Raw genomic sequence first — 23,293 nt, 5'->3', positions numbered from 1 at the left:
CTTTATTCGAAAATGCTGTACTAAAAAATCACATAGCCTGACTTCATCTTCAAATCCAAAAAAGGGAATCTCATCATATAACTGCAAGTCAGAAACTACAGCCAGCAGGTTCTCTCTCTTTCCTAGTGCTTCTTTTCCCGATTGCTGACGATACACTTCAATTTGCGGTTTATTTTCCTTTTTAAATCCCTCTGTAAAAACAATATCCATATCACTCATATCCTGTATAAGCAAATCAAGTGCTCTTTCTTCAGAAACACGCCGAATATACGCAACCTTATTTGCTGCTGATATACAAACGATATCAGCACCGGCTTGTGCATGTCGCCAAGTGTCTTTTTCCGGATAATCTATTTCAAAACCATGCACGTCATGCTTTATAATTCCTACTTTATACCCCCGTCGTTTCATTTCACTAATTACTTTTATAACAAATGTTGTTTTACCATTATTGGCATAGCCCACAAAAGAAACAACTGGTACTGGTATCATCTTGTCACCGGCTCTCATTATATTTCCTCGCTTCTTGGTACTCTTCATAGGTATTAAGATTGTAAAATAACTTTCCTGGCAAAACGGCAGTAGAAGACCATTCAGCCTCGTGCAAAAAATGGCATTGAACTCTAGTAAAAAGTGAGATCACACGACGATCTCCTTCACTCAGCAATGTCTCAATTGCCGGGATACATGTCTTGCTGTAAGAAGCAAATAGCGGTTGTTGCTTCTGGCTATAAATTGGTACTACTACATCCCAATTCTTGATTTTATCAAGTAGCATTTTCACAAGCCCAGGAATGACAAATGGCATATCACACCCGATAACAAACGCTTGAGGATACCTAGCATGAGAAAGCCCAGCATGAATCCCACTTAATGGTCCTTGGTTGGGAATGATATCAGCAACAACTCTTGCAGAAGCTATCATTTGACGAGGTCGATTACTTACCACAATAACTTCCTGACAGATTCCTTGCAAAGTTGCAGTAAGATACTGTAAGATGTCGCTTTCACCCCATGGGAGAGAAGCTTTATCCTGACCCATTCTAGTACTTTTTCCCCCTGCTAAAATTATGGCACTTGCTTTGCTCAATCCCAAATCACAAATCCTCCCTTGAACCACCTTACATGAGATTAAGTGACAGGATGTCCCTTTTAGATCCATATTTTCTTAATTATTACCAGAATTAAGGATTAAAAACAATTTATATATTCTATTATCATTATCTCAGTTAATTTTCACTTTGAATATAAGGGAAATCCACATGACGTGTCAGTATTTTCACTTACAAGCCGATCTGCGTTCAATAGTTCCCTATCAAATTTTTTAAGATACGTAACTGAACAGATCCCCACAGCCTTAAAGGCTATAGGGATCTGGCTTTTTACACATTTAAGAATTTAAATATGATGTGCTACCGATACGACAGGTGACATAGGCTTAATTGAAGAACTCGAAAAATATATTGCCGACAGACACACCATTTTGATATTGATTTTCATGCAGTGCAGGACATCAACGAGCATATTCTTCAGGAAATTGAAATTCCCTTCACATGTTTTCAGTAGTCGACTTCTCACTGGCAAACAGTCACTTTGCGCCTATGCCAGTAGATGTGACTGTTGATAGCACAACGATCAAAGGTGATGCTAGACGTAGGTAAGGACATTCATGCTATTATAGTGATCTAATACTTAAAAACACAGATAGTGGTGTCGCCACATTTCCGACAAAACCCACGCTAAGGATAATTTCAGATTCAGTCCTTTTCAATAGACGATCACTTTGAATTTCGTTATGCAATTTATTGATATTATAAGCAATTGCCATTAGCAAAATTTGCGATAAGGGTATATTGCTTCGCGTGAACCAGTCAATTCAAGTTGAGGGAGCCTTCGGAGTCATAAGATTAGCGTTAGCGAATCGGAACGTTCTTGAGAAATATCCATACCAACAATATATTCCGCTTCCACCTCGATTTGCACATTGTAACCGGGTTTTAGTTGCGCATTTTTCATGTGGTCTTCTTTCATCTGCATAAAGGTGGCATCCTGATCGGTTTCAGAAAAACTATTGCGCCCTTGAAAATTTTCTCCGTAGTTTTGATATTTGATTTGGCGGGCAGACAATTCTTCCAGTGTTTATATGGATTTTTGCAAAATGCTTTTTCGTTTTCCGATACCATATACAAAGACAATCTGTTTTTGTTCTTTCTTTTTATTGAGGCATTCCAAGATCTCTTTTAGCGGCGTTTCAGGACAAAAATTAAGCTGGAATACTTGGATAATTTCATTAATGGCCTCTCCTATTTTTAGGTTTAATTTTTCGTGATGTTTAATCAGACAAAGCTGTATTTATTGGCATTGGCCTCAATTTTTATTCCATCCACGAAAAGATTCTTACTACTAATTTCTTTGTGAGCTTTTAATAGTTTCACTAAATCATAAAAATCTTTTCCGCAACAAAGCTCATTCTTTCGCTGCGAAAGCGAGCTAGGGTGTTATGGTCGGGGGCTTTGGCTTTCTCTAAAAGCCACATGAAATTGATATCTCTCTGACAGGCCCTCTCTAATTTCCGGCTTGTATAGATACAGTTCATATATCCGTAGGCTATGATTTTAAAAAGTGTTTTTGGTGAAACTGCAGAATTTCTCCCTTTAAGGGAATACGCCCTATATAGATCTCTATAATCTAACTCCTCTGCAATTTGGCTTAGCAGTCTCACAGAATCATCTTTGGGAATTAAAATTTCAATATGTAAGGGCAACATCAATTGATAGCTTGCCCTTTCTAAGGTATAATCTTTATGTGTTAAGTTTTTCATGGTAGTTAAATTTTACACTAAAAGCTGGTTTTTTCGGAACCCAGCTTTTGCATTATAGAGTATATTTTTAGGGCTGCCTCATTTTTGAGACAGCCCCTTTTTGTCTAACTTTTTGGGGGCATTTCATTTTCCCATGCTTATTTTTACTCCTTCCTCATGTCGCAAGCAGGCGCAGATGAGCATTACTATAAACGTAGGTTAATTCCAACGGCGCAGCGTTAATTATGTTCATCTTCCGCAGTCCTCATCGAATTGTTTCCGAGAGACTACTTTAAACAATCGCGTCCTAACGGCAGCCCCTTTTCCATTAAAGCGTATACGATCGGCACCATACCTGCTACGCTGTTATACATCGGCACACCAATCAATACTACTAAGGGTACTGCCAGCGGGTTATTTCGACCCGCATAGGTTGTTAGAAAATCGCTCGGTACATACCCATGAATAAACCCACCCACGACCATCGCTATAGTAATGTATAGCGCAGTTCTTTTTTTAAAGTCAGCCGTAAATTTTCTTGCCTCCCGACACCTTTCACTAAAGGTGGGCTCGTGCAATTCCACGTCCCCGCTTTTGATTTGATACACGTAATCTTCGACCAAATGTTCAAGCTTCAAGTTACTAATAGCATAACCACTGATATTAGCAATAACAACGCCGCTAATCACATATAACAGGGCAACCTTCCAGCCAAACATGCCTAGCGGCATATCAAACCAAGCTTATTTATCATAGGTGACGACACTAAAAATGAAAATGTTATACCGAGGGGAGCACCCGCTTCCATAAAACCAATGAAAAGTGGAACGGCAGAACACGAACAGAAAGGGGTAATATCCCTATTAGAGCAGTCAGAATATTCCCGACAAGGATCCGTCGATGACTTAAATACTTCTTCGTCTTTTCCGATGGAACGTAGCGCCTAAACCAATGGCATTACATATTTGAATAATGTCATTAAACTTTATCAAATATTTATAACCATAATAAACAAGAATCGCTGATAGGAAACTGATAATAACAAATTTCGGATTAACGAGTGGACTGGTGGAAGGATGCCAATACCAACCATTCTGGTTGTCCGCAAAAGACAATACGGTTCACAATATAGAAGATAAAAAGTGTAAGTCCCATATATAAAATAATATTCGGAACTTACACTTTTGCTATTTATCATTCCAATCAATTAACAATAATAGTTGTTTGCTCCCTTTGAATAGTTTTCCATATTTTTAAAAAATTAAGCATTTACCATCCTTGATTATAACCTTTTCATCAATAGTAAGCGTTGGATTTAAAAGAATTCCATCCAAATGAATCGGCACCTGGACTAACCCACCAAATCCAATATTACCACCAATAGCCAAATGAACAGTCCCCATGACTTTTTCATCCTCTAAAACACGTCCAGACAACGAAGCCTGTGGATTAGTACCAATACCTAATTCGGCAATATTCCTTGCCTCTTTGCCATATTTTTCTAAAATCAACTTAAGTTTTTTCGCGTCCTGCTCACCCTCAATTTTAGTTACATAACCATTTTCTACTGTTAATTTGATAGGCTTTTGTAAGATACCGATACTCCCCATACTACCATCAACTACAATTACACCATCAGCGGTTCCTTCTTTAGGAGCAATATAAGCTTCCCCTGCCGGTAAGTTACCAAAATCTCCTCGACTATGAAGCAGCCCTGTATCTGCATAACCCGAGCGTTCCTCAATAGATATACTAATATTCGTGCCCTCAGGTGTAAATATATGAACAAGCTTACCATCTGTAAGAACTTTAGCCAATTTTTTGCTCATTCTAGCTATAGCCATATAATCAGCATTCAGTGTGCGTTGCAGCATTTTTTCTGTTATACCTGGTAATGTAGCTATTCTCGCACCATTTTTACTGGCCTGTTTACGAGCAACAGTATGAGTAAAAGAACGAGAAGTGACTCCTAAAACCACATCTGCAGCAAGCATGGCTGCAGCAACAACATCAGGCGGTTCTTCACCATTCTCTTTGCGAGCCGTCATTTCCATATATATCGCTTCTACACCGACATCAACTGCTTTTTCCCAAAGTGCTAGGCCAATATTACGAAGTTTTTTATCTGCAACTACCAGGACACTTTCCCCCGATTTTACCCCCATACATTGACGAATTGCAATTTCCGCACTCTTCTCTAAACTTTCCATCATTAATTGATCCCCATTTTAATTGATTTTTTTTATGTATAAAACAAACAATCTATTTTGCGCTTTTGCTCCCGTTGTAGGCTATAGCGTCAATTTCAACCAAAGCGTCTTTAGGCAAACGAGAAATCTCAACACACACACGAGCTGGAGGGTTTTTCTTGAAAAATGTTGCATACATGTCGTTGACCTCCGCGAATTCTCCTAAATCTTTTAAATAAACTGTCGTTTTAATTACATTATCCATACTTAACCCAGCAGTTTCAAGAATTGCCTTTATATTCTTCAAAGACTGCTTAGTTTGTGCCTTAATATCATCTGGCATAGTCCCGTTGGCAGGCTCAATAGGTAATTGTCCTGATACGAAAAGTAACTTATCTACATAAACTGCCTGCGAATATGGTCCTATCGCTTTTGGTGCTTGATCGCTAACAATAATTTTTTTCAAAGTTTTCACCCCCAATTTTTATAAATTATATTTTATAGATCAATTGAAACTTATAGAAGCGGTAATCTTCCTTTGAGTTTTGTTGATCAATAATTTTTCCATATTCAAGTTTACCCACCATATTATTGCTGAAAGCATATCTATACGCAAAATCAAGAACGTTCCACCCATGGCCATTTGTTCCATCATTTGCATCAACGTGAGCCTGATCATCAAATCCTGTATAACAGCCATTAAGTGAGTTCTGGGAGGCATGAAGATACTGAACTGTAAAATTCTGTTTATTTGCTGCATTCAAGGACTGAGCACCATATACTCCTTTGATGAACCAATATGCACCATCAGTTGCTGCCTCCGTATTTTTGCCATACTCAGCCGCCATCGAAAATACATTATTAAATTGATAACCTGCATGTCCAAAATAATAGTTCATAAGGTTTTTACTAAGCTGCCAGTTTTTAAATTTAGCCCAACCTGTATCCCATTTTAATTTGCCGCTCTTAGAGCCAACCAAAACGGAAGAGATTTCAACATTGTTAAAATCTGCAGCATTTGTAGTTATTCCACTGCCAAAAGTATAACCTATTACACCTTCAGCAAAACGTCCTTGTTTTATATCAAAATTTATGCCTTTCCAATTCCAATCCAGCTTAGCACCATCATAACTAAAAAATCCGCTATCAACAATAGCATCTTCCGGATCAATTGCAAGCGCTTGACGTCCGATAGTAACTTCCGTAGCGCCAACCCTAGTAGTAGCAAAGAACCGATCAGCCTTCAAATTATTATCACTATTAACGCCGCCGAACTTAGCCGTTACATCTTCAAAAATCTCTTTAGTTGGTGCAGGATTAGCAAGGCGAACATTTAAAGTGGTATTGTTATCAACCTTCGCGCTTAAGTTCAGTCTTATTTGCCACTGTTGCTTAGAGTAGTCTTTGTAATTACTATCCGGTTGGGGAACTGATTTGACCTTGTACTGTTCCAATAAGCTTCCGGAAATGTTAATATCAGCTAATTTTTTTTCAACCTTTCCAAGTCGATTATCCATGCTATTGATTTTATTCATTTCCAAAGCATATTCAGAAGCTAATTTATCAATGAGAGCTTTTTGGGCAATATTCGCTTTTGATTCATTTCTCATAGCTTTGTAAACTATCTCCGCCATTTCGTTACGAGTCACGGTTTGATTGCTACGGAAAGTTTGGTCGTTATAACCATCAATTATTCCTGCTTGACCTAAATATGATATTGCATCATAAGACCATTGCGTTGCTGGTACATCTTGAAACGTAGCATCTGCAGCAAAGCTTGTACCAAATACTGAGAAAGCAAAAGCAACAGACAAAATAGCACTCGTTTTCTTTTTCATTAATTTTCCCCCTCAATTTATATGTACTCTCTCGGACCCGAGACCATATATTGATCAAGGCTTCCTGCCTTGGTCAATTTTGTTTTTCCACCAGCCAATGCTGGTATTTTTAAATAATACTTGACTTTTTCAAATCACTTCCATAATCGCGAATAAGGCATTTATTTTGTCTATCTTGCTAACGGTGATTCTTTTGTTAAAAGCTACTCGTTCCCATCAAGAATTTCAAACCTTTGTTAAAGAACAATTACAACTTCATTACTTGAAACCTGGTCTCTCGGATACAGTTTTATTAAATCACAATGCCTTAGCTAGCGTTTGATATGCCAATTTGTTCAAAGTTGCTGAAATACAATGCGCCCCACGCCTATTTTTCCCATCCTCAGCGGCTTTTTACCTAATGAAATTCCTGGTGTCGGCACCTTTTATGATTTTATCCAGCGTCTTTGGCTGGCTTCTTCTGCTCATCTTCCGCCGTCCTCATCGGATTGTTTCCGAGAGACTACTATATTAGTGTATAAAAACTTACTAAGCACCTTGACTATCTTCTGCGACAGAATCCCCTACTACTACCTCTTCTTTTTCAATTAAGTGCTTAATTTTAGGCGCAGTAATTAGCATAAGAAGAGCAATTATTCCCGCAACTGCCCCAATTTCAAGAAACACATTTGAATAAACCGGCAATGTTTGTAGTGGATCAGTGATACCTTTTGGTGCAGCAGTCAATGAAGCTACCCAACCACCAATAATACCAGCCGCTGAAATACTTAGAAACCATGATCCCATAACAAATCCAACTATTCTTTGAGACACTAATTTAGCTACCATTGCAAGTCCTAATCCGCTGATTAACAATTCACCCAAACTACTGAAAAAATAATTTGCTACAAGCCAATTTGCCGAAACAATACCTTGCGCATTTGCGAATTTAGCTCCAAAAGACAGGATTAAAAAACTAAATGAACAACAAACCATGCCTACTGCAAATTTAGTAGCAATAGAAAGATCTCGTCCTTGTTTCCCAAAATAAGTATACATCCAAGCTAAAATTGGACTGAGCAACATGATGAAAAATGGATTTAAAGCCTGGAAGCTTTGTGGATTACCTACGGGAATCCCTAATATCGCATGCTCTACGTTTCTAATTGCAAAGAAATTTAATGACATCGGCATTTGCTGTGAAAGTGTATAAAATACGATTGCTTCAAGTATCAAAATAAAAGCGGCAATCAATTGATTCCGTTCAGTACCACTGCTTTTAAATATTACCCTAAAAAAAATTCCTACTACCGTTATTCCAACCAATAATAGCAAAAAACGTACCACTTTAATATTTTGCAGCATAAACGTTGAAACAGTAACAGTTATTATAATTCCTACTGCCACCATTAATAGGTTTTTGTACTTTATTGGTTCCAACCCAACTGGAGAATCAAAACCTTTAACTAATTTTCGAGAAGCCAGAAATGAAGCGATTGCAAAAAATACGCCACCGCCACAGACATAAAAACCAAAAGTTGCTCCATATCTTGCTCCTAAGTAAGGAATAGCAATCATGGAAATGAGAAATCCAAGATTTATAGCCATGTAATAGATTGTAAATGCGCCATCTATTCTTGGATCATCCTTTGAATATAGTTTCGATAATAAACTTGAAGGATTAGCCTTGAATAACCCATTACCAACAGCTACAATAGCCAAAGCAGCATAGATAAGTGTTATATCGGAGTTAGCAAGTCCCATAATAAAATAGCCCACCATAAGGGTTACAGCACCTAATATTATAGTACGTTGTGTTCCTAAAACCTTATCTCCGATATAACCACCAACAGACATAAAAGCAAACACCAATGCTACAAAAGTACCATAAACCGAAAAACTTTGGGCATCGGTCATTCCTAAATTTTTAGTAAGAAATAAAGCCAATACTGTGTGTAATCCACCATAACCAAATCTTTCCCATATTTCAATAAATGCAATTACATAAAATCCCTTTGGATGTTTACGTATTTCATTGTTCTGCTCTGCTATGTCCATGATTTACCTCCCAAAATTTAATTCTTCGACATCGGCTTACAACTGATCGGCACAAGAATCTCCACTGGGTCAGCAGGTAATGCCCTTTAATTTTGAAATCACCTCAATCCAAATTTTTTTATCTTCATTCGTCACTCAGCGTTTACTCCTTTTATCTCATACCGAAGAGCGTCAAGAATTCATTGCTTTTTCTAAAGCACATGACAATTGGTCAGCGCAAGAAGCTCCGCTTGGCCGACAAGTAATACCCTTCATCTTTAAAATCACCTCTTGAGCGGGCAATCCCTCCAAAAGTCTGGATATAGCTGTAAGATTACCGCGACAGCCTCCAGTAAACTTTACATTTTTTACAACACCGTCCGCAATCTCAAAGGTTATTTCAGTTGAACAAACGCCTTTGGGTTGGTATGTATATAACATTGATTAAGTCCCCCTCACCTAATTCATTTTCTCTCTTATAATCATCGCACCGTAGCTTCCGCTGCTGCGATAAACTGTTTAAAAATATTCAGCATTTCTGGATATTTTCCAGCCATCATTTCCGGATGCCATTGGATGCCAACAGTAAATATATCGCCTGGTCTCTCGATTCCTTCTATTACTCCATCTTCTGCCCTAGCATTGACTATAAATCCTGACGCAATATCCTTAACGGCCTGGTGATGAAAACTATTGGTCAAAATCACCTTTTTATTAAAAATTCTAGACAGGATAGTATCTTGAACTATGTTCACTGTATGTCCAGGAACATACCTTTGTGTTTTCTGAGTATGCTTAATAGATGTGGGCACTTGAAGTACATCCTGATACAAGGTTCCACCAAATGCCACATTCAGAACTTGCGTTCCCCTACATATTCCAAGCATAGGCTTACCTAGGCCAGTAGCTATCCGCGCGGCGGCTAGTTGATGTTCATCTACCTCAGGGAAAATAAACTCTAGTTCTTTGCAAGGTTCTTCATTATAACGAAGCGGATTGATATCACACCCGCCAGATAGTAATAGACCATCCACAAGTTCAATTTGCTTCCTAATACATTGTTCATCACTGATCACTGGTAATAATATCGGTACGGCTCCTACCATCATAATTGCCTGAACATAATCATAGTTTACGTAGGTCCTTTCCATTCCCGGAAATACACTACCCTCAGTGATAAGCAAGTTAGTTAAAATTCCAATAATTGGTCTATTGATAATAATCTCTCCCTTCAAGGTTACATCACTACTGCCGTCCTTTATAGTGACAGTATCTTATAAATATAAATAGACAAAATCTCACATTATTGATAAGAAAATCCAAATGGAATTACAAAATGGTTAAGTCATTAAACGGTAATTAAAGCCAGATTACCCAACTTTTTTGTTTAACATAATTTCCAGAATAATCTTATCGGCTTCCAAAGTCCCTTGATTTCCCAACTGACAAAGATTCTCAATCGATTGATCAACATCGGCTTCAATAATCCCATCTGTAGATTGAATCGATCGTTGTGCCCTGGCCATAATAGCCGATTGAATTGCCGCATTGACGCAAGTTGACACTTTCATGGCACAACCTGCCTTGGCACCATCACACAACATGCCAGTTACATTACCTAACATATTTTGTACAGCATATTTCACTTGGGTTAAATCGCCTCCCAATAGATAGGTAATACCGCAACTGGCACCGGTTCCGGCAATAGTCGCGCCGCATAACGCAGATAAACGACCAAATTTAGATTTAATATAGATGGTTATTAAGTGACTTAGCGCCACTGCCCGTATCATTTTTTCGTCATCAATCTCTATTTTTTCTCCGACGGCCACCACGGGTAATGTGGCGCACAATCCTTGATTTCCGCTTCCTGAATTACTCATCACGGGTAGTGAACAGCCTGCCATCCTAGCATCGGAACCAGCAGCAGTCAGTGCCATCGCCCAAGTTGCGAAATCGTCTGTCAATATTCCTTTGGCAATACCATCACGAATGCTTCTTCCCACTTGAAGTCCATACACATTCGCCAATCCCTCCAAGGCTACTCGCTTATTCAATTTGATACTTTCTTTTACTATATCTAATTTTTTTGTATCGACTTCCATAGTAAACTGCCAAACCCTATCCAAATTCAAAAAAGGACTGTCTGTATTAAGCTCATCACAAGCATTATCCTTATGGTCTTCTTTATAAACAGCCTGACCATCAACTTCAATTAATACAACACCCGTATGATGATCAGCAATAACAACCTTCGCATATGATTTTTTCGAGTGAACCACAGCTTCAATATACAGTTTCTTGGAAGTATTGGCCACAGAAGTAGCAATAATTCCTGATGCTATCATGTCTTGTGCTTGTTTTACGTGATTTTGAGTTATACCAGATAACACTTCTAGCTTTTTATCTGGATTACCAGCCACAATGCCCAAAGCTGTAGCCGCATTTATACCGCAGATAGATGTGCCGGGTATAGTAACAGACATGGCATTTTTAATGATATTGCCACTCATCGCTACTTGTACAGAAAGAATGTCCCCATCCTTAACAAATCGCTTAGCTAAGGCCGCCGCATAGGCAATTGCTATTGGTTCAGTGCAACCAAGCGCAACCACTAATTCTTGGTTCAAAATTCCAAAGATCTTTTGTTCTTCTACCGTATTATCTTGTTTAAAATTCATGAAACTCCCCCTTTTGCTTTATAGTGATAAGTTGTAAATGCAATATTTGTCTTAATAAGTAATTGCAATTTTAATGCCAAATGACAAAATTCTAAAAATAAAAAAAGCGCAAGCTAGCACTTAAGTGCAATAGCTTACGTTTTTTAACGCATATAGTCATTTATCATGTAACGTTGTTCATAAATTAAACTTTCAGAAATCTAAATATTGGGGATTAAATAGGTATTTAAACTGGTTGGTTGTTCCTGTTTTTTAACCATTTTAAAAAATATTTCCCTTTTAACGTAATTTCACTGCCTTTTCGTCCAATGCCAGATGTTATAAGTTCACATCCATTTAAAACGTTCAGTACACGTCGAATTTCCCCTTGCGACAAATGTACACCTGTGTTATTAAGGAAGTCTTCAATACTTTTGCGCCCAGCTCCCATATCTAAAGAATCGAAATCGGCAATAACTTTCAATACTGCCTGACAGTTTTCCAAATCTCCCCTAATTGCCAAGACGTTGAAGTCCCGCTCAAAATCTTCCTGAATATCAAAAATATAGCATGGAAGATGGTCCGGCCTCACTATATTGTCTGTCATAAAAGAAATATATGCAGCAACATTGTTTAATTCTCGAATATTTCCCGTCCACCCATATTGCATTAAGATATCACAGGTTTCCGGTAGAACGGAAAGATCCTCCCTATGTTTTTGTCTCAAAAAATAATTTAAAAGATATAAAATATCTTCCTTTCGCTCTCTAAGAGGCGGAACCATAATTGGTAACACGTTTAGACGGTAATAAAGATCTGCCCGAAAATGACCGGAGCGTATTTTTTTACGAAGATCATTGTTTGTGGCCGCAATAACCCGTATATTTATAGTAGTTACACGCTGGGAACCAATGCGCATGACTTGCTGTTCCTGTAAAACCCTTAATAACTTAGCCTGCATTGAATAGGGCATATCACCAATTTCATCTAAGAAAATCGTACCATTATTAGCCTGTTCGAATAATCCGGCTTTACCTTCTTTCAATGCTCCTGTAAATGTACCGCCTTCATAGCCGAAAAGTTCACTTTCCATAATACTTTCAGGAACTGCGGCACAGTTAAAAGCCATAAATGGCTGCTTTGTACGATGAGATGCATTATGAATAGATTGGGCTAAAAGTTCTTTCCCTGTACCGCTTTCACCTGTAATTAGGATTGTTAGATCAGAGCAAGCAGCTTTTCGTGCAAAATCAATACATTGTATCATTTCAGGTGATTTCGTATGGATATCTGTAAAATTGTATCTGGTCAAAAGACCTTTAGCTCGCAACTTTTTCGTTAAAGTTTGCTCTAATTGTTTTATATAAGTAACTTCTTGGAATATAAAATAGATTCCGGCCAGTTCTCCAAAATATTCAAGATTATGTTTGTTAACAATCAAGGTTCGACCTTTATATTCTACAATTTCATCCCTAATAACATCCTGATTAAGAACATTAATAATGTCCGACGTGAATAAATCATTCAAGTTGACACAAGTAATATCCTTATGAATATCGAACATTTTTTCCAAACTTTTGTTGTAGAGACTGACCATTTTCTCGTTGTTTAACAACAGAATGCCCTCCGGGGACAAATTGATCACTGCTCTCAACTCAGTATTTTTGGTAACCAGCTCTTTATATTGCCTTCTTATACCCGTATCCAAAGATACAATACTTTCAGAATACTTTAAAAATCGTCTTCTAACTTCATCTTCCGTTATTTCTAACTTATTAATTATTTCGATAAATGTAGATATATCAATATAGCGCTGGCCTATGTCAAGGACAGTGCCGATATACTTTGGAACACGCCAGCTCTCACCAGGAGTTATAGCAATTTTAATATCACTGTAATCCTCGCCTTCTTTATAAGGAACAAGATTCAAATGGTTAATTCCTAATTGATAAAAGAGAGTAATAGCTTCCAATGTTGTTTCTGAATTATCATTAACTACCAACACTCTAGTATCGGCTGGAATGGAAAAAACCTTGTAAATTTCACTCTCCCTAGTAGTCCTTTGGGCAACAACAATTCGCCGAGCATCAGAAATATGTTTTTTTACTTGCAGCGCCTGACTTTTAATCATTACTAAAACGATATCGTCATCAATCATTTTTCCCGGCTTCAATTCATCCAAAGAATAGATTTTCACATCAACATAATTAGCGAGAACGGTTTCCAAATTGTCTTTTAAAAAAATCGCCACGGGTGAATTGCGAACATAGGTTACCACGCCGATACTTTTCATCATTCTCACACAATTCCTCTTTATTATTTTAAGTACTCTCTCGGGAACCCGAGTCCATATATTGATCAAGGCTTCCTGCCTTGGTCATTTTTCGTTTTTCCCCCAGCCAATGCTGGTATTTTAAAATAATACTTGACTTTTTCAAATCACTTCTATAATCGCGAAGAAAGTATTTATTTTGTCTATCTCGCTAATGGCGATGATCCTTTTGTTAAAAGCTACTCGTTCCCATCAAGAATTTCAAGCCTTAGCTAGCGTTTGGTATGCCGATTTGTTCAAAGTTGCTAAAATAGTCGGCTACCGCTATTCCCCAACAAAAGGTACTCCAGCTCGTGACCCGGTAGATATGTTTCGCTCTTTGCTGCTTATGGAACTGTTACATGAACGCTCTATCGATACTTGGGTTAATACAATGCGCTCCACGCCTATTTTTTCCATCCTCAGCGTTTTTTTGCCTAATGAAATTCCTGGTGTCGGCACCTTTTATGATTTTATCCAGCGTCTTTGGCTGGCTTCTTCGGCGCCTCTTTCCAGCAAGCTCAACCCGGCGTAAACCTAAGAAAGGCAAGAAAGAAGGGGATAAGTCTCCTTTAAAAAGACCAGGCACTGTCAATCGTTTAATTGGCCGTTGCCTTACTAACCCTCCTGATTTTCACTCTCGTCCTCATGATATCTTCCAAAAAATTTTAAAAGAATGTTTTGTATTCCCCTCTAATAACCATGGCCTCCTGGGAAATATCAATGCTCTTTCGGTCGCCGGGGACGGTGGCTCAGCCCGCACAGGTGCAAGCCGTTACGGCAAGTTAACTTGCGATTGCAGGAAAAACGGAGTATATAAATGTAGCTGCCAAAGAAAGTTTAGTGATCCTGATGCCTCCTGGGGCCGGGACAGTTACCGCGAAGAATATTATTTTGGACGTACTTTATACGCCTTCACCGCTGCCGACAGTCCTTATGACTTGCCTATTTATCTCAACTTTTTTAAAGCTTACCGACATGGCAGTCTGTGTTTTGTTTACTCTTTTCATGACTTTTTACAGCAATACCCTGAATTTACTTTAAGAGAATGCAGACTCTGCTCATGATGCCTACGCCATCTATCTGTTATTGCACCATATTATGACATGACTGCCTTAATCGATTTAAATTCTAGAAACCAAGGCAATTTCTCATGCCAAGGTACTATTTCCTTTACCAAAGACGGCATTCCCGTTTGTCATGCCGGACACATCATGGCTTCGATAAAGACCGTCAACGCCACAAGTGGCGCTGCCCCAGAACATGTAAATCCTAGCAGGTATCTTGTGACACGCCTTGCTCAGATTCTCTTTATGACTGGGTTTTCTACACTAGAGAAAATGATAATCTACGCTTTTTTACTCGAATTCCTCGCAGCACAGATTCTTTTAAACTTCGTTTTAAATGCCTAACCACTGTGGAACGCTTCTTCAAACGTGTAAAAGAAGATTACCTCTTAGAAAGAAAATCTAAAACTCGCAGTTCAAGAAATTGACACTTTAGGGCTTTTTCCTCATCCATGGGTATTCATATCGATGCCTAGATTAAGCATCTAACGATTGATATGCGTCCAGTCAGTTATTTGCTGTTGCTTCATCCTAAACATTCTAGAATTGTTTATTTTTTCCTGCGGAAATACAAGTCGAATTCATAGGCATATCTTGGGGTCGGCAACGACATTGTCTTGCTTCATCACTAAAAACGACCGTTTTGGGATCTTATTTATAACTTTTAAAATTAAAGGATTCTGTTTGTTTATTAATGAAGACCGTAATATTAAAACTTTTGTGGGAGTGATGTTTATTATGTGCAATATTGAAAAACGTGTAGCTATAGTTGCGGGAGCTGCTTCAGGAATAGGAAATGGCATTGCTTTGGCCTTAGCTCATAACGGATACTATGTTTTTTTTATTTGATAAAGATGAAAAAGAGCTACTACGGGTTATCCGTGAAGAATTGTCTACCGACAATGCTGATTATTTTTGTGGAGACGTTACCATCAAAGAAGATATAGAGAAGGCTTTAATCGAGTGTGTTCAAAAATTAGGCCATCTTGATGCATTAATTTCTAATGTAGGTATAATGGAAAAAATTGATTTTTAAAATATGACTGAACAGCAATGGGATAAAACAATTGGTGTTAATCTAAAAGGAGTATTTCTTTGGGGACAGGCAGTGGCAAAATGGATGGTCCAAAATAATACAATTGGTAGTATCGTAAATATTGGATGCATGAGGGCTAGCCTTGTCGGAAAAAACATGGCTGCATACGCTACTGCCAAGGCAGGTGCTCGTATGTTAATTAAAGCAATGGCCGTTGATTTAGCAACTGTCAATACAATTGAACCAGGAAGGACTCTTACTGATCTTTTAAAAGACATATTACTGATGAAAGCGGCGAAAAATTACGTCAAAAGTTAATCCCGCTTGGAAGATTTGCAATGCCAGAAGAAATAGCACAAGCAGTACTTTTTCTAATTTCGGATCAAGCAAAATATGTTACAGGAGCATCAATTCCAGTAGACGGTGGATACACTATTGAAAAGGACTAAATCTGAAATTATCCTTAGCGTGGGTTTTATCGGAAATGTTGGCGACACCCCAGATATTTAAGATTTTGTGGGTGGAAGCATTTATCTTTACAACACCAAAGTAAATTTAATCATATCCTAAGACTGTTTTTCTAGTCAATATACCTAGCTATAAAAAGTGCGCCAGCTGGCGCACTTTTAGTAGTTTAATTTACGCTAAAATACTTCATCTATTGCATGAATCAAATTTTCGTTATCATAATATCATCCCACAAATCGCGGCGACTGGTGCTGACTGCCGAGACGCCCCGTTCAATAGCATGGTCTACATCTTCTTTTGTACGAATTAAGCCACCTGCTAAAATGGGTAAACCTGTTTGTTGCACTAGTTCTTGCACCACACTTGCAGGTACGGAACCAGGCAATATTTCTATTGCATCGGGCTTAAAATTATTCACTAAATGGAGCCCCGTACATAGCGAAGCAGAGTCCATTAGAAATAATCTCTGTACAACGATCATACCTTCTTCTCGGGCAAACTTGCACAAGTGAGGTTTCGTTGTAATGATAGCATGAATACCTACGCGTGCCAAATATTTAATACCTGCTTTATCCTTTGCAATACCATTAAATAAATCCAAATGCAGTACAATATGCTTTTTATACTTCTTTGCCTGGGTTATTAAGGATGGGAGAATATTAATATCACCAAAAAGTAACACTATGCTCGGAGAAACCGTATGACTTAGCGCAACTTTAAAATCTTCCATGGACCGAGCAGCCGGAATGACAGGACCATTTGCCAGATATTCAAGAACGTCTAAATTCACTACTTACCCACCTCAATTCCCTTATTCCTTTAGTAAATGTTTCATACTAAATTATAAATAAGAAGAGACTCCCATTTACACCTCCTGCATATATTCCGAGGAATAAACGGACTTCTCTTTAATCTCTAGTCCAAAGCTATTTATTTAAATATTACGCAAAAATTACATTAGTATTGCCTATGCTTAGTAAGTTTTTTATAATTTTCTAACATCAAATGCAATTTTTCTATATACAGGATTCTTTTTTTCTATAATAAATTACTTCTCTATATAAACTAATATTCCTCTAAATAAACTGAAAATTTTATTATTTAATTTTAAAGACTCCTCTTTATTCCGGGTGTAAAATAAAGGAATTCGAGCATACACTCTCAATTCCTTGGATTTCAAGTGTTGGAGTTTAATTATTTTACCGAGTAATAAAATCCTCTTGATATAAGCGAAATATGCTGAATCATACTTCTTTTTATATCAAGAGGATTTTATTAAAGCTTACAGTTTTAATTATAAAGGCTAGAACAATTTAGATTTATTTGCACTATGAGACTTTTATCTTTTTTAGTCCCAAGATTCTTAATTATTGGTTATCATAATATCATCCCACAGATCACGACGGCTGGTACTAACTGCCGAGATGCCCCGTTCAATAGCATGATCTACATCTTCTTTTGTACGTATTAACCCCCCTGCCAAAATTGGTAAGCCTGTTTCTCTCACTAACTCTTCTACCACACTTGCAGGTACGGATCCTGGTAATATTTCAATCGCATCGGGCTTAAAATTACGTACTAAATTAAGACCTGTACGTAAAGAATCTGAATCCATTAAAAATAATCGCTGTACGACGATCATACCTTCCTCTCGAGCAAATCGGCACAAATGGGATTTTGTTGTAATAATGGCATGAATACCCAACCTAGCTAAGAATTTAATACCTGCTTTATCCTTACCAACACCATCGAATAAATCTAAATGCAGCACAATACGCTTTTTATGCTCATTGGCCTGGGCTATTAAGACTGGAAGAGTATTAATATCACCAAAAAGTAACACTACGCTAGGAGAAACCGTATGGGTTAAAGCTACTTTAAAATCTTCCAGAGATCGGGCCGACGGAATTACAGGTCCGTTGGCTAAAAATTTAAGCACGTCTAAAGATGCCATTTATTCCACCTCAATTTTATTTTTACTTAGTAAAAACTACGCCAATTCTCAGATTCTTATAATAATTCTGCGAAGTCTAAGGATTCCTCTGCCATTATCATGTATGTAATAACCTTTAGCAATGCCCACCGCAATCCGATTTGTTAACTAATACAATGCCGGTTCGTAGCTTCGTGGTGTCACTTGATTAGTTTTCAGCCTTATTGTTATACTATCGTATTCCATTACTCTTAATTAAGTGTATATTAAGAATTAAAATTTACACAAGTAATGCCAGGAATATCAAGGATCGCAAGAGTCACATCATTACCTTGTACCTGTCTAGGTACATAGACCATAAAAACCATTTGTAGTCGGTCTTGTTCTTGCTCCTTTATTTTTACATCTCTTATTTGGATTCCATATAGGCCAAGTACAGAGCCAATCTTCCCAACTTGTCCCGGCTTATCCGTTGTCGTAAGAGACAACTCTACCAAAAATTTATGATCCTTCTTCTCTATCCTGGACAAAATGGTCAACGTCAGAAATACAAAACCTGTCGTCATAAACGCACCCATATAATAACCACTTCCGACAGCTAAGCCTACACCAGATACTACCCATAAACTTGCTGCAGTTGTCAGCCCTTTAACTGTTGATCCCTCTTTCATAATACTGCCTGCCCCAAGAAAACCAATACCGCTGACTACTTGAGCCGCTAAACGAGCCGGATCAGCGTTAGTGAGACCTTGCACTGACGAATAGATCTTAATGGATAATATCATGATAAGACAAGAACCAATAGATACTAAAATATGAGTCCTAAGACCTGCCGCCTTATGATGTGATTCCCGTTCATAACCAATAAATCCCCCCAGAATACTTGATAACAATAAGCGAATAGCCATCTCCCATTCAACTAACATACTCCATACCCTCCCTGCAGCAAAGGTACCAAACCATATTTTTCTCTCTTTTCTCTATTATAAAGTATAGCATACATTCTTTTTTTCATACACAAAATCATTGACAATATCATAGTAAATCTTACATGTGTTGACAAGTAACGAAATAAGAATAAGGATATCTTTCTTTCCAACCACAGTCAGTTCGCCATTTTTTTAGCTAAAAGTTCCTATCTTTAAGCTTTTTGCTGATATAGCTACTACTCTTATCCTAATCTCTGAAGAAATGCAGCCTATGTGAAAAAAAAGACGTAACTTTTACAGTTACGTCTCCATTTTCAGTATCGTTTGCGTTTTGCGGAAGAAGCGATGCCTTGCTCCTCCCGATATATTGCCACAGTACGTCTAGATATTTTCATACCATGTTGACAGAGAATCTCCGACAAGGTCTGATCACTATAGGGATCAGATGAATCTTCAGCAACAATTAACTCTTTAATTTTTTGTTTTACCTTAGTTGCTGAAACATCTTGACCACCCTCACTATTATGCACTGCTGTTGAAAAAAAGCTGCGCAAACTAACAAGACCATGAGGCGTGTCAACATATTTATTGGCAATGGCCCGGCTGACCGTAGATTCATGAACTTCTATCTTCTCAGCTACTTTCTTCATCACTAAAGGCCGCAAAAACTTCGGCCCCTTATCAAAAAAGTCCTGTTGCAACTCAATAATCGCTTCCATAACATTGTATAAAGTACGACGACGCTGTTCAATACTCTTAATAAGCCAAACGGCAGAATTTAGGCGGCCTTCAATGAATTTTTTGGACTCACTATCAGCTCCCATAGCTACACGTCGATAATAAGGATTGATGGTTAATTGAGGAATACTGGTATCATTTACCGTAATAACATATTTTCCATTAACACGTTCTACGGACATATCAGCAATAATATAGCTGCACTGTTCACCACCAAATGCCCTTCCCGGTTTTGGATCTAAGGTACGGATCACATCAACAGCCTGTTGCACGTCTTGAGGCTTACATGCTAATTTTTCCGCAATTGCTTTATAGCGACCCGCGGCCACATCAGGTAGATGATTGGAAATAATATCAGCTACTAAGTGGTCATAGATTCCTTTTTGTTGATACTGAATTAGTAAGCACTCTTGTAAATCACGAGCTCCTACACCTAGAGGATCAAATGTCTGAATGAGTTCTAGTACTTCAAGAACTATTTCTTCCTTTACACCTAAATTACTAGCAGCCTCTGATAAAGTACCACATAAATAACCATTTTCATCAATACAACCAATTAAATAGTTTCCTACTATTTTGGTTGCCTCATCTCTCACTGCTAAATGCAATTGAAATTCCAAATGTTCATGCAAGGAAACATTACTATTGACAAATTTTTCTACGGTAGTTTTTTCATCTGCTACCATATATTCGGACTTCTTGTCCATCCCTTGGTTAAAATAATCGTCCCAATTTAGATAATCATCCAATTGTTCCTTTTCCCTTCGGGGCTCATCCATCTCTGCTTCCGGCTCATCGCTTTGCTTTTCCGCTATTTCTAACACAGGATTCTCCAGCACTTCTTGTTCTATCATCTCAGAAAGTTCTAAAGCAGAAAGTTGCAAAATTGCGATTGCTTGACGTAACTCAGGTGTCATCATCAGTTTTTGGTTTAACTCTAATTTAAGACCATAACCCAGGTTGATAGGAATCACCTCCTATAACGATTTAACATATGCGAGGCAATTGATCGCCTACCAGCATATCTAATAACCTTACTCCACCAATATTGGTACGAAGTCCCACCTGTCCGTTAGGCTCTTTAACAACTTTACCGATTACTCGAGCCTCACGTCCATAAACATGTTGTTGTATGATATCTAGTACTTGCCTTGTGCATTCATGTTCCACAAAGACTATCATTTTTCCTTCATTCGCTAGATATAGAGGATCAAATCCTAAAATATCACAGGCAGCTTGTACCGCTGGCGATATTGGAATACTACTCTCCTCTAGCATAATACCTACTTGGGATTGAAGAGCAATCTCATTCAGAGTAGTCGCTAGTCCACCTCGTGTCGGATCCCGTAATACAGCAATATTAGGAGCTGCAGTGAGTATGCTTTTTACCAAACCATTCAAAGGTGCACAATCACTCACTACACTTTGCGGAAATTGTAAGCCATGACGTTCACTCATTACTGCCAAGGCATGATCTCCTAAATAACCACTTAAAATAATGTCCTGACCTACTTTTGCATTGCTGCCCGAAACATTAGTCCCATCGATTATCCTTCCAATACCCGAAGTATTTATATAAATACCATCGACAGCGCCTTTTTCTACAACCTTTGTATCCCCTGTTACAATCTTTACTCCTGCCTCAGCTGCCGCTCTTTGCATCGAGGCAACAATCCGCTCTAAACTTTCCATGGGGAAACCCTCTTCTAGTATAAATCCAGCACTTAGATATAAAGGAATTGCACCATTCATAGCCACATCATTCACTGTACCACATACCGCCAACTTGCCAATATCACCACCAGAAAAAAATAATGGTTTCACAACATAGGAGTCTGTAGAAAAGGCTAAACGACAGCCATTCATATTCAATTGAGCGCCATCATCCATTTGTCCTAATATTTCATTGGCAAAAGCAGGCCACATAACCTTTTTCACCAGATCATGGCTAAGTTTACCACCACTACCATGGGCTAGCTGAATATAGTCTTTTTTCATACCTGCCACCTCCCGGCTCCGTACTTATACCATGCTGCGCAAGTACCTTCGATGGATACCATACAGGATCCAATAGGATGCTCGGGCTTGCAGGTTTTGCCAAATAAAGGACAAGCTGCGGGGAGCACTAGACCTCGCAATACATTTCCACACTGGCATCCCTTAGCCTCTTTGGTCTCCTCCACTGCAACTGGAATATTTAACAAGGCATCAAATTTTTGATACTTTTCTTGCATGGCCAGTCCAGATTTTTTTAGATGACCAATACCACGCCACTGAGCATCTGCTGCTTGGTATACTGTTGATAGTACCTCACAAGCTGCTGGATTACCCTCCTTTGGCACAATACGACGATACTGATTTTCCACTTTAGCTACACCACAGTCTAGCTGCCGCAGTAACATATATACCGACTGTAAAATATCCAATGGTTCAAAACCAGCCACAACAGCCGGCGTGTTATATTCCTTGCTTAAAAACTCATAGGGCGCCAATCCAATCATAGCACTAACATGACCTGGCAATAAAAACCCATCTACTTTACTATCTCCCGACGACAATAAAGCCCTAAGTGCAGGCGGCACCAATTTATGAGAAGATAATAGATAAAAATTAGTAATCTTTTCTACCTCTGCCATCAAGACTGCTGCCGCTGCAGTAGGAGCAGTAGTTTCAAAACCTACTGCTAAAAAAATCACTTTTTTATTTGGATACCTTTTAGCAAGTTCCAATCCCTCTAAAGAGGAATATACAATACGAATATCTGCTCCTTGCGCCTTTTCAGCCGCTAATGTAGAAGAAGATCCAGGTACTTTTAGCATATCCCCAAAAGTAGCAATCATAACATCAGATTTTCGACTGTAAGCAATGGCTGTATCTAAATAATTATTGGGCGTTACACACACAGGACATCCAGGACCGCTGACTAATTCAACATTTTCAGGTAAAAGTTGGCGAATACCAGCCTTAAAAATAGCGACAGTATGAGTACCGCATACTTCCATTAAACGAACTGATCTATTACCTGCCAATTTTGCGATTTCTTGAGTAAAAAAATCCGCTGCCTTCCTTATTTCTTCATTATTCATTTGCAGCATATTCTTCCAACTCCTTGAATAATGCAAGTGTCTTTTCCGCCTCTTCCTCATCAATCCTCTGCACAGCGAATCCAGCATGAATCAAAACAAAATCTCCAACCTGAGCTTCAGGTAAAAGCATCAGACTTACTTTTCTCGTCACACCACCAACTTCAATTGTTGCCAACATATCTTGCCGTTCTAATACTTTCCCTGGTACTGCTAAACACATAA

The 23,293-nt window shown here is 38.3% G+C and carries 23 protein-coding genes and 1 pseudogene; 3 read left to right on the top strand and 21 right to left on the bottom strand.

The window, feature by feature from the left end; genetic code table 11:
- The 14 genes from mobB to QSJ81_RS22925 form a co-directional block, all read right to left on the bottom strand.
- On the bottom strand, positions 1-510 hold a 510-nt coding region (gene mobB / locus QSJ81_RS22980), incomplete at its 3' end, for a molybdopterin-guanine dinucleotide biosynthesis protein B (protein ID WP_285719674.1).
- Positions 497-1,096 (bottom strand): molybdenum cofactor guanylyltransferase, encoded by a 600-nt coding sequence (locus QSJ81_RS22975; RefSeq protein WP_285719673.1) that lies wholly within the window; start codon positions 1,094-1,096, stop codon positions 497-499. The genes mobB and QSJ81_RS22975, both read right to left, overlap by 14 nt.
- 803 nt (positions 1,097-1,899) lie before the next feature.
- Positions 1,900-2,127, bottom strand: coding sequence for a hypothetical protein (locus QSJ81_RS22970; protein WP_502929680.1), 228 nt, complete (start codon positions 2,125-2,127; stop codon positions 1,900-1,902).
- A gap of 307 nt (positions 2,128-2,434) precedes the next feature.
- The gene (locus tag QSJ81_RS25775; RefSeq protein ID WP_352230929.1) at positions 2,435-2,767 is read right to left on the bottom strand and encodes a transposase; all 333 of its coding nucleotides are present in this window, start codon (positions 2,765-2,767) and stop codon (positions 2,435-2,437) included.
- A gap of 320 nt (positions 2,768-3,087) precedes the next feature.
- Positions 3,088-3,531, bottom strand: a complete 444-nt coding sequence (locus tag QSJ81_RS22965) for a permease (protein WP_285719672.1) — start codon at positions 3,529-3,531, stop codon at positions 3,088-3,090.
- The gene (locus QSJ81_RS25770; RefSeq protein ID WP_352230928.1) at positions 3,522-3,608 is read right to left on the bottom strand and encodes a hypothetical protein; all 87 of its coding nucleotides are present in this window, start codon (positions 3,606-3,608) and stop codon (positions 3,522-3,524) included. Before QSJ81_RS25770 ends, QSJ81_RS22965 begins: the two co-directional genes overlap by 10 nt.
- A gap of 445 nt (positions 3,609-4,053) precedes the next feature.
- On the bottom strand, positions 4,054-5,013 hold the full coding sequence (locus QSJ81_RS22960) for an aminopeptidase (protein ID WP_285719671.1): 960 nt from the start codon (positions 5,011-5,013) through the stop codon (positions 4,054-4,056).
- Between the two features lie 49 nt (positions 5,014-5,062).
- Positions 5,063-5,464, bottom strand: a complete 402-nt coding sequence (locus QSJ81_RS22955; protein WP_502929678.1) for a RidA family protein — start codon at positions 5,462-5,464, stop codon at positions 5,063-5,065.
- A 16-nt stretch (positions 5,465-5,480) separates the two neighbouring features.
- On the bottom strand, positions 5,481-6,827 hold the full coding sequence (locus QSJ81_RS22950) for an S-layer homology domain-containing protein (RefSeq protein WP_285719669.1): 1,347 nt from the start codon (positions 6,825-6,827) through the stop codon (positions 5,481-5,483).
- 528 nt (positions 6,828-7,355) lie between these two features.
- Positions 7,356-8,864, bottom strand: a complete 1,509-nt coding sequence (locus QSJ81_RS22945; RefSeq protein WP_285719668.1) for an oligopeptide:H+ symporter — start codon at positions 8,862-8,864, stop codon at positions 7,356-7,358.
- Positions 8,865-9,035: 171 nt separating this feature from the next.
- The gene (locus tag QSJ81_RS22940; protein ID WP_285719667.1) at positions 9,036-9,284 is read right to left on the bottom strand and encodes a TIGR03905 family TSCPD domain-containing protein; all 249 of its coding nucleotides are present in this window, start codon (positions 9,282-9,284) and stop codon (positions 9,036-9,038) included.
- Between the two features lie 41 nt (positions 9,285-9,325).
- On the bottom strand, positions 9,326-10,078 hold the full coding sequence (locus QSJ81_RS22935; RefSeq protein WP_285719666.1) for a gamma-glutamyl-gamma-aminobutyrate hydrolase family protein: 753 nt from the start codon (positions 10,076-10,078) through the stop codon (positions 9,326-9,328).
- A gap of 135 nt (positions 10,079-10,213) precedes the next feature.
- Entirely contained in the window at positions 10,214-11,524 is a 1,311-nt protein-coding gene (locus tag QSJ81_RS22930; protein ID WP_285719665.1) for an L-cysteine desulfidase family protein, read from the bottom strand.
- A gap of 226 nt (positions 11,525-11,750) precedes the next feature.
- Complete coding sequence (locus QSJ81_RS22925; protein WP_285719679.1) at positions 11,751-13,799, bottom strand: sigma-54 interaction domain-containing protein; 2,049 nt, start codon at positions 13,797-13,799, stop codon at positions 11,751-11,753.
- A 205-nt stretch (positions 13,800-14,004) separates the two neighbouring features.
- Here QSJ81_RS22925 and QSJ81_RS22920 point away from each other — a divergent pair, with 205 nt between their 5' ends.
- From QSJ81_RS22920 to QSJ81_RS22910, 3 genes and pseudogenes are all read left to right on the top strand, one after another.
- Positions 14,005-14,349 (top strand): hypothetical protein, encoded by a 345-nt coding sequence (locus QSJ81_RS22920; RefSeq protein ID WP_285719664.1) that lies wholly within the window; start codon positions 14,005-14,007, stop codon positions 14,347-14,349.
- Positions 14,282-14,881, top strand: coding sequence for a hypothetical protein (locus QSJ81_RS22915; RefSeq protein WP_285719663.1), 600 nt, complete (start codon positions 14,282-14,284; stop codon positions 14,879-14,881). Before QSJ81_RS22920 ends, QSJ81_RS22915 begins: the two co-directional genes overlap by 68 nt.
- A gap of 832 nt (positions 14,882-15,713) precedes the next feature.
- Positions 15,714-16,366 (top strand): annotated as a pseudogene (locus QSJ81_RS22910) (SDR family NAD(P)-dependent oxidoreductase).
- A gap of 221 nt (positions 16,367-16,587) precedes the next feature.
- On the opposite strand, the gene QSJ81_RS22900 reads toward QSJ81_RS22910, so the two are convergent.
- The 7 genes from QSJ81_RS22900 to QSJ81_RS22870 all read right to left on the bottom strand — a co-directional run bounded on the left by QSJ81_RS22900 (position 16,588) and on the right by QSJ81_RS22870 (position 23,291).
- Complete coding sequence (locus QSJ81_RS22900) at positions 16,588-17,175, bottom strand: glycerol-3-phosphate responsive antiterminator (protein ID WP_285719661.1); 588 nt, start codon at positions 17,173-17,175, stop codon at positions 16,588-16,590.
- Between the two features lie 573 nt (positions 17,176-17,748).
- Positions 17,749-18,339, bottom strand: coding sequence for a glycerol-3-phosphate responsive antiterminator (locus QSJ81_RS22895; protein WP_038673697.1), 591 nt, complete (start codon positions 18,337-18,339; stop codon positions 17,749-17,751).
- A 245-nt stretch (positions 18,340-18,584) separates the two neighbouring features.
- On the bottom strand, positions 18,585-19,244 hold the full coding sequence (locus tag QSJ81_RS22890; RefSeq protein ID WP_285719660.1) for an MgtC/SapB family protein: 660 nt from the start codon (positions 19,242-19,244) through the stop codon (positions 18,585-18,587).
- Between the two features lie 317 nt (positions 19,245-19,561).
- On the bottom strand, positions 19,562-20,959 hold the full coding sequence (gene rpoN, locus QSJ81_RS22885; protein WP_285719659.1) for an RNA polymerase factor sigma-54: 1,398 nt from the start codon (positions 20,957-20,959) through the stop codon (positions 19,562-19,564).
- 13 nt (positions 20,960-20,972) lie between these two features.
- On the bottom strand, positions 20,973-21,983 hold the full coding sequence (hypE, locus tag QSJ81_RS22880) for a hydrogenase expression/formation protein HypE (RefSeq protein WP_285719658.1): 1,011 nt from the start codon (positions 21,981-21,983) through the stop codon (positions 20,973-20,975).
- A complete protein-coding gene (gene hypD, locus QSJ81_RS22875; RefSeq protein ID WP_285719657.1) occupies positions 21,980-23,080 on the bottom strand; it encodes a hydrogenase formation protein HypD in 1,101 nt (366 codons plus the stop codon). The genes hypE and hypD overlap by 4 nt, the downstream gene beginning before the upstream one ends.
- Complete coding sequence (locus QSJ81_RS22870; protein WP_285719656.1) at positions 23,064-23,291, bottom strand: HypC/HybG/HupF family hydrogenase formation chaperone; 228 nt, start codon at positions 23,289-23,291, stop codon at positions 23,064-23,066. The genes hypD and QSJ81_RS22870 overlap by 17 nt, the downstream gene beginning before the upstream one ends.
- Between the last annotated feature and the right edge of the window lie 2 nt (positions 23,292-23,293).

The organism is Pelosinus sp. IPA-1, assembly GCF_030269905.1.
Classification (GTDB): domain Bacteria; phylum Bacillota; class Negativicutes; order DSM-13327; family DSM-13327; genus Pelosinus.
Note: the sequence above shows the minus strand (reverse complement) of the source record. Positions and strands in the feature narration are given on the sequence as shown.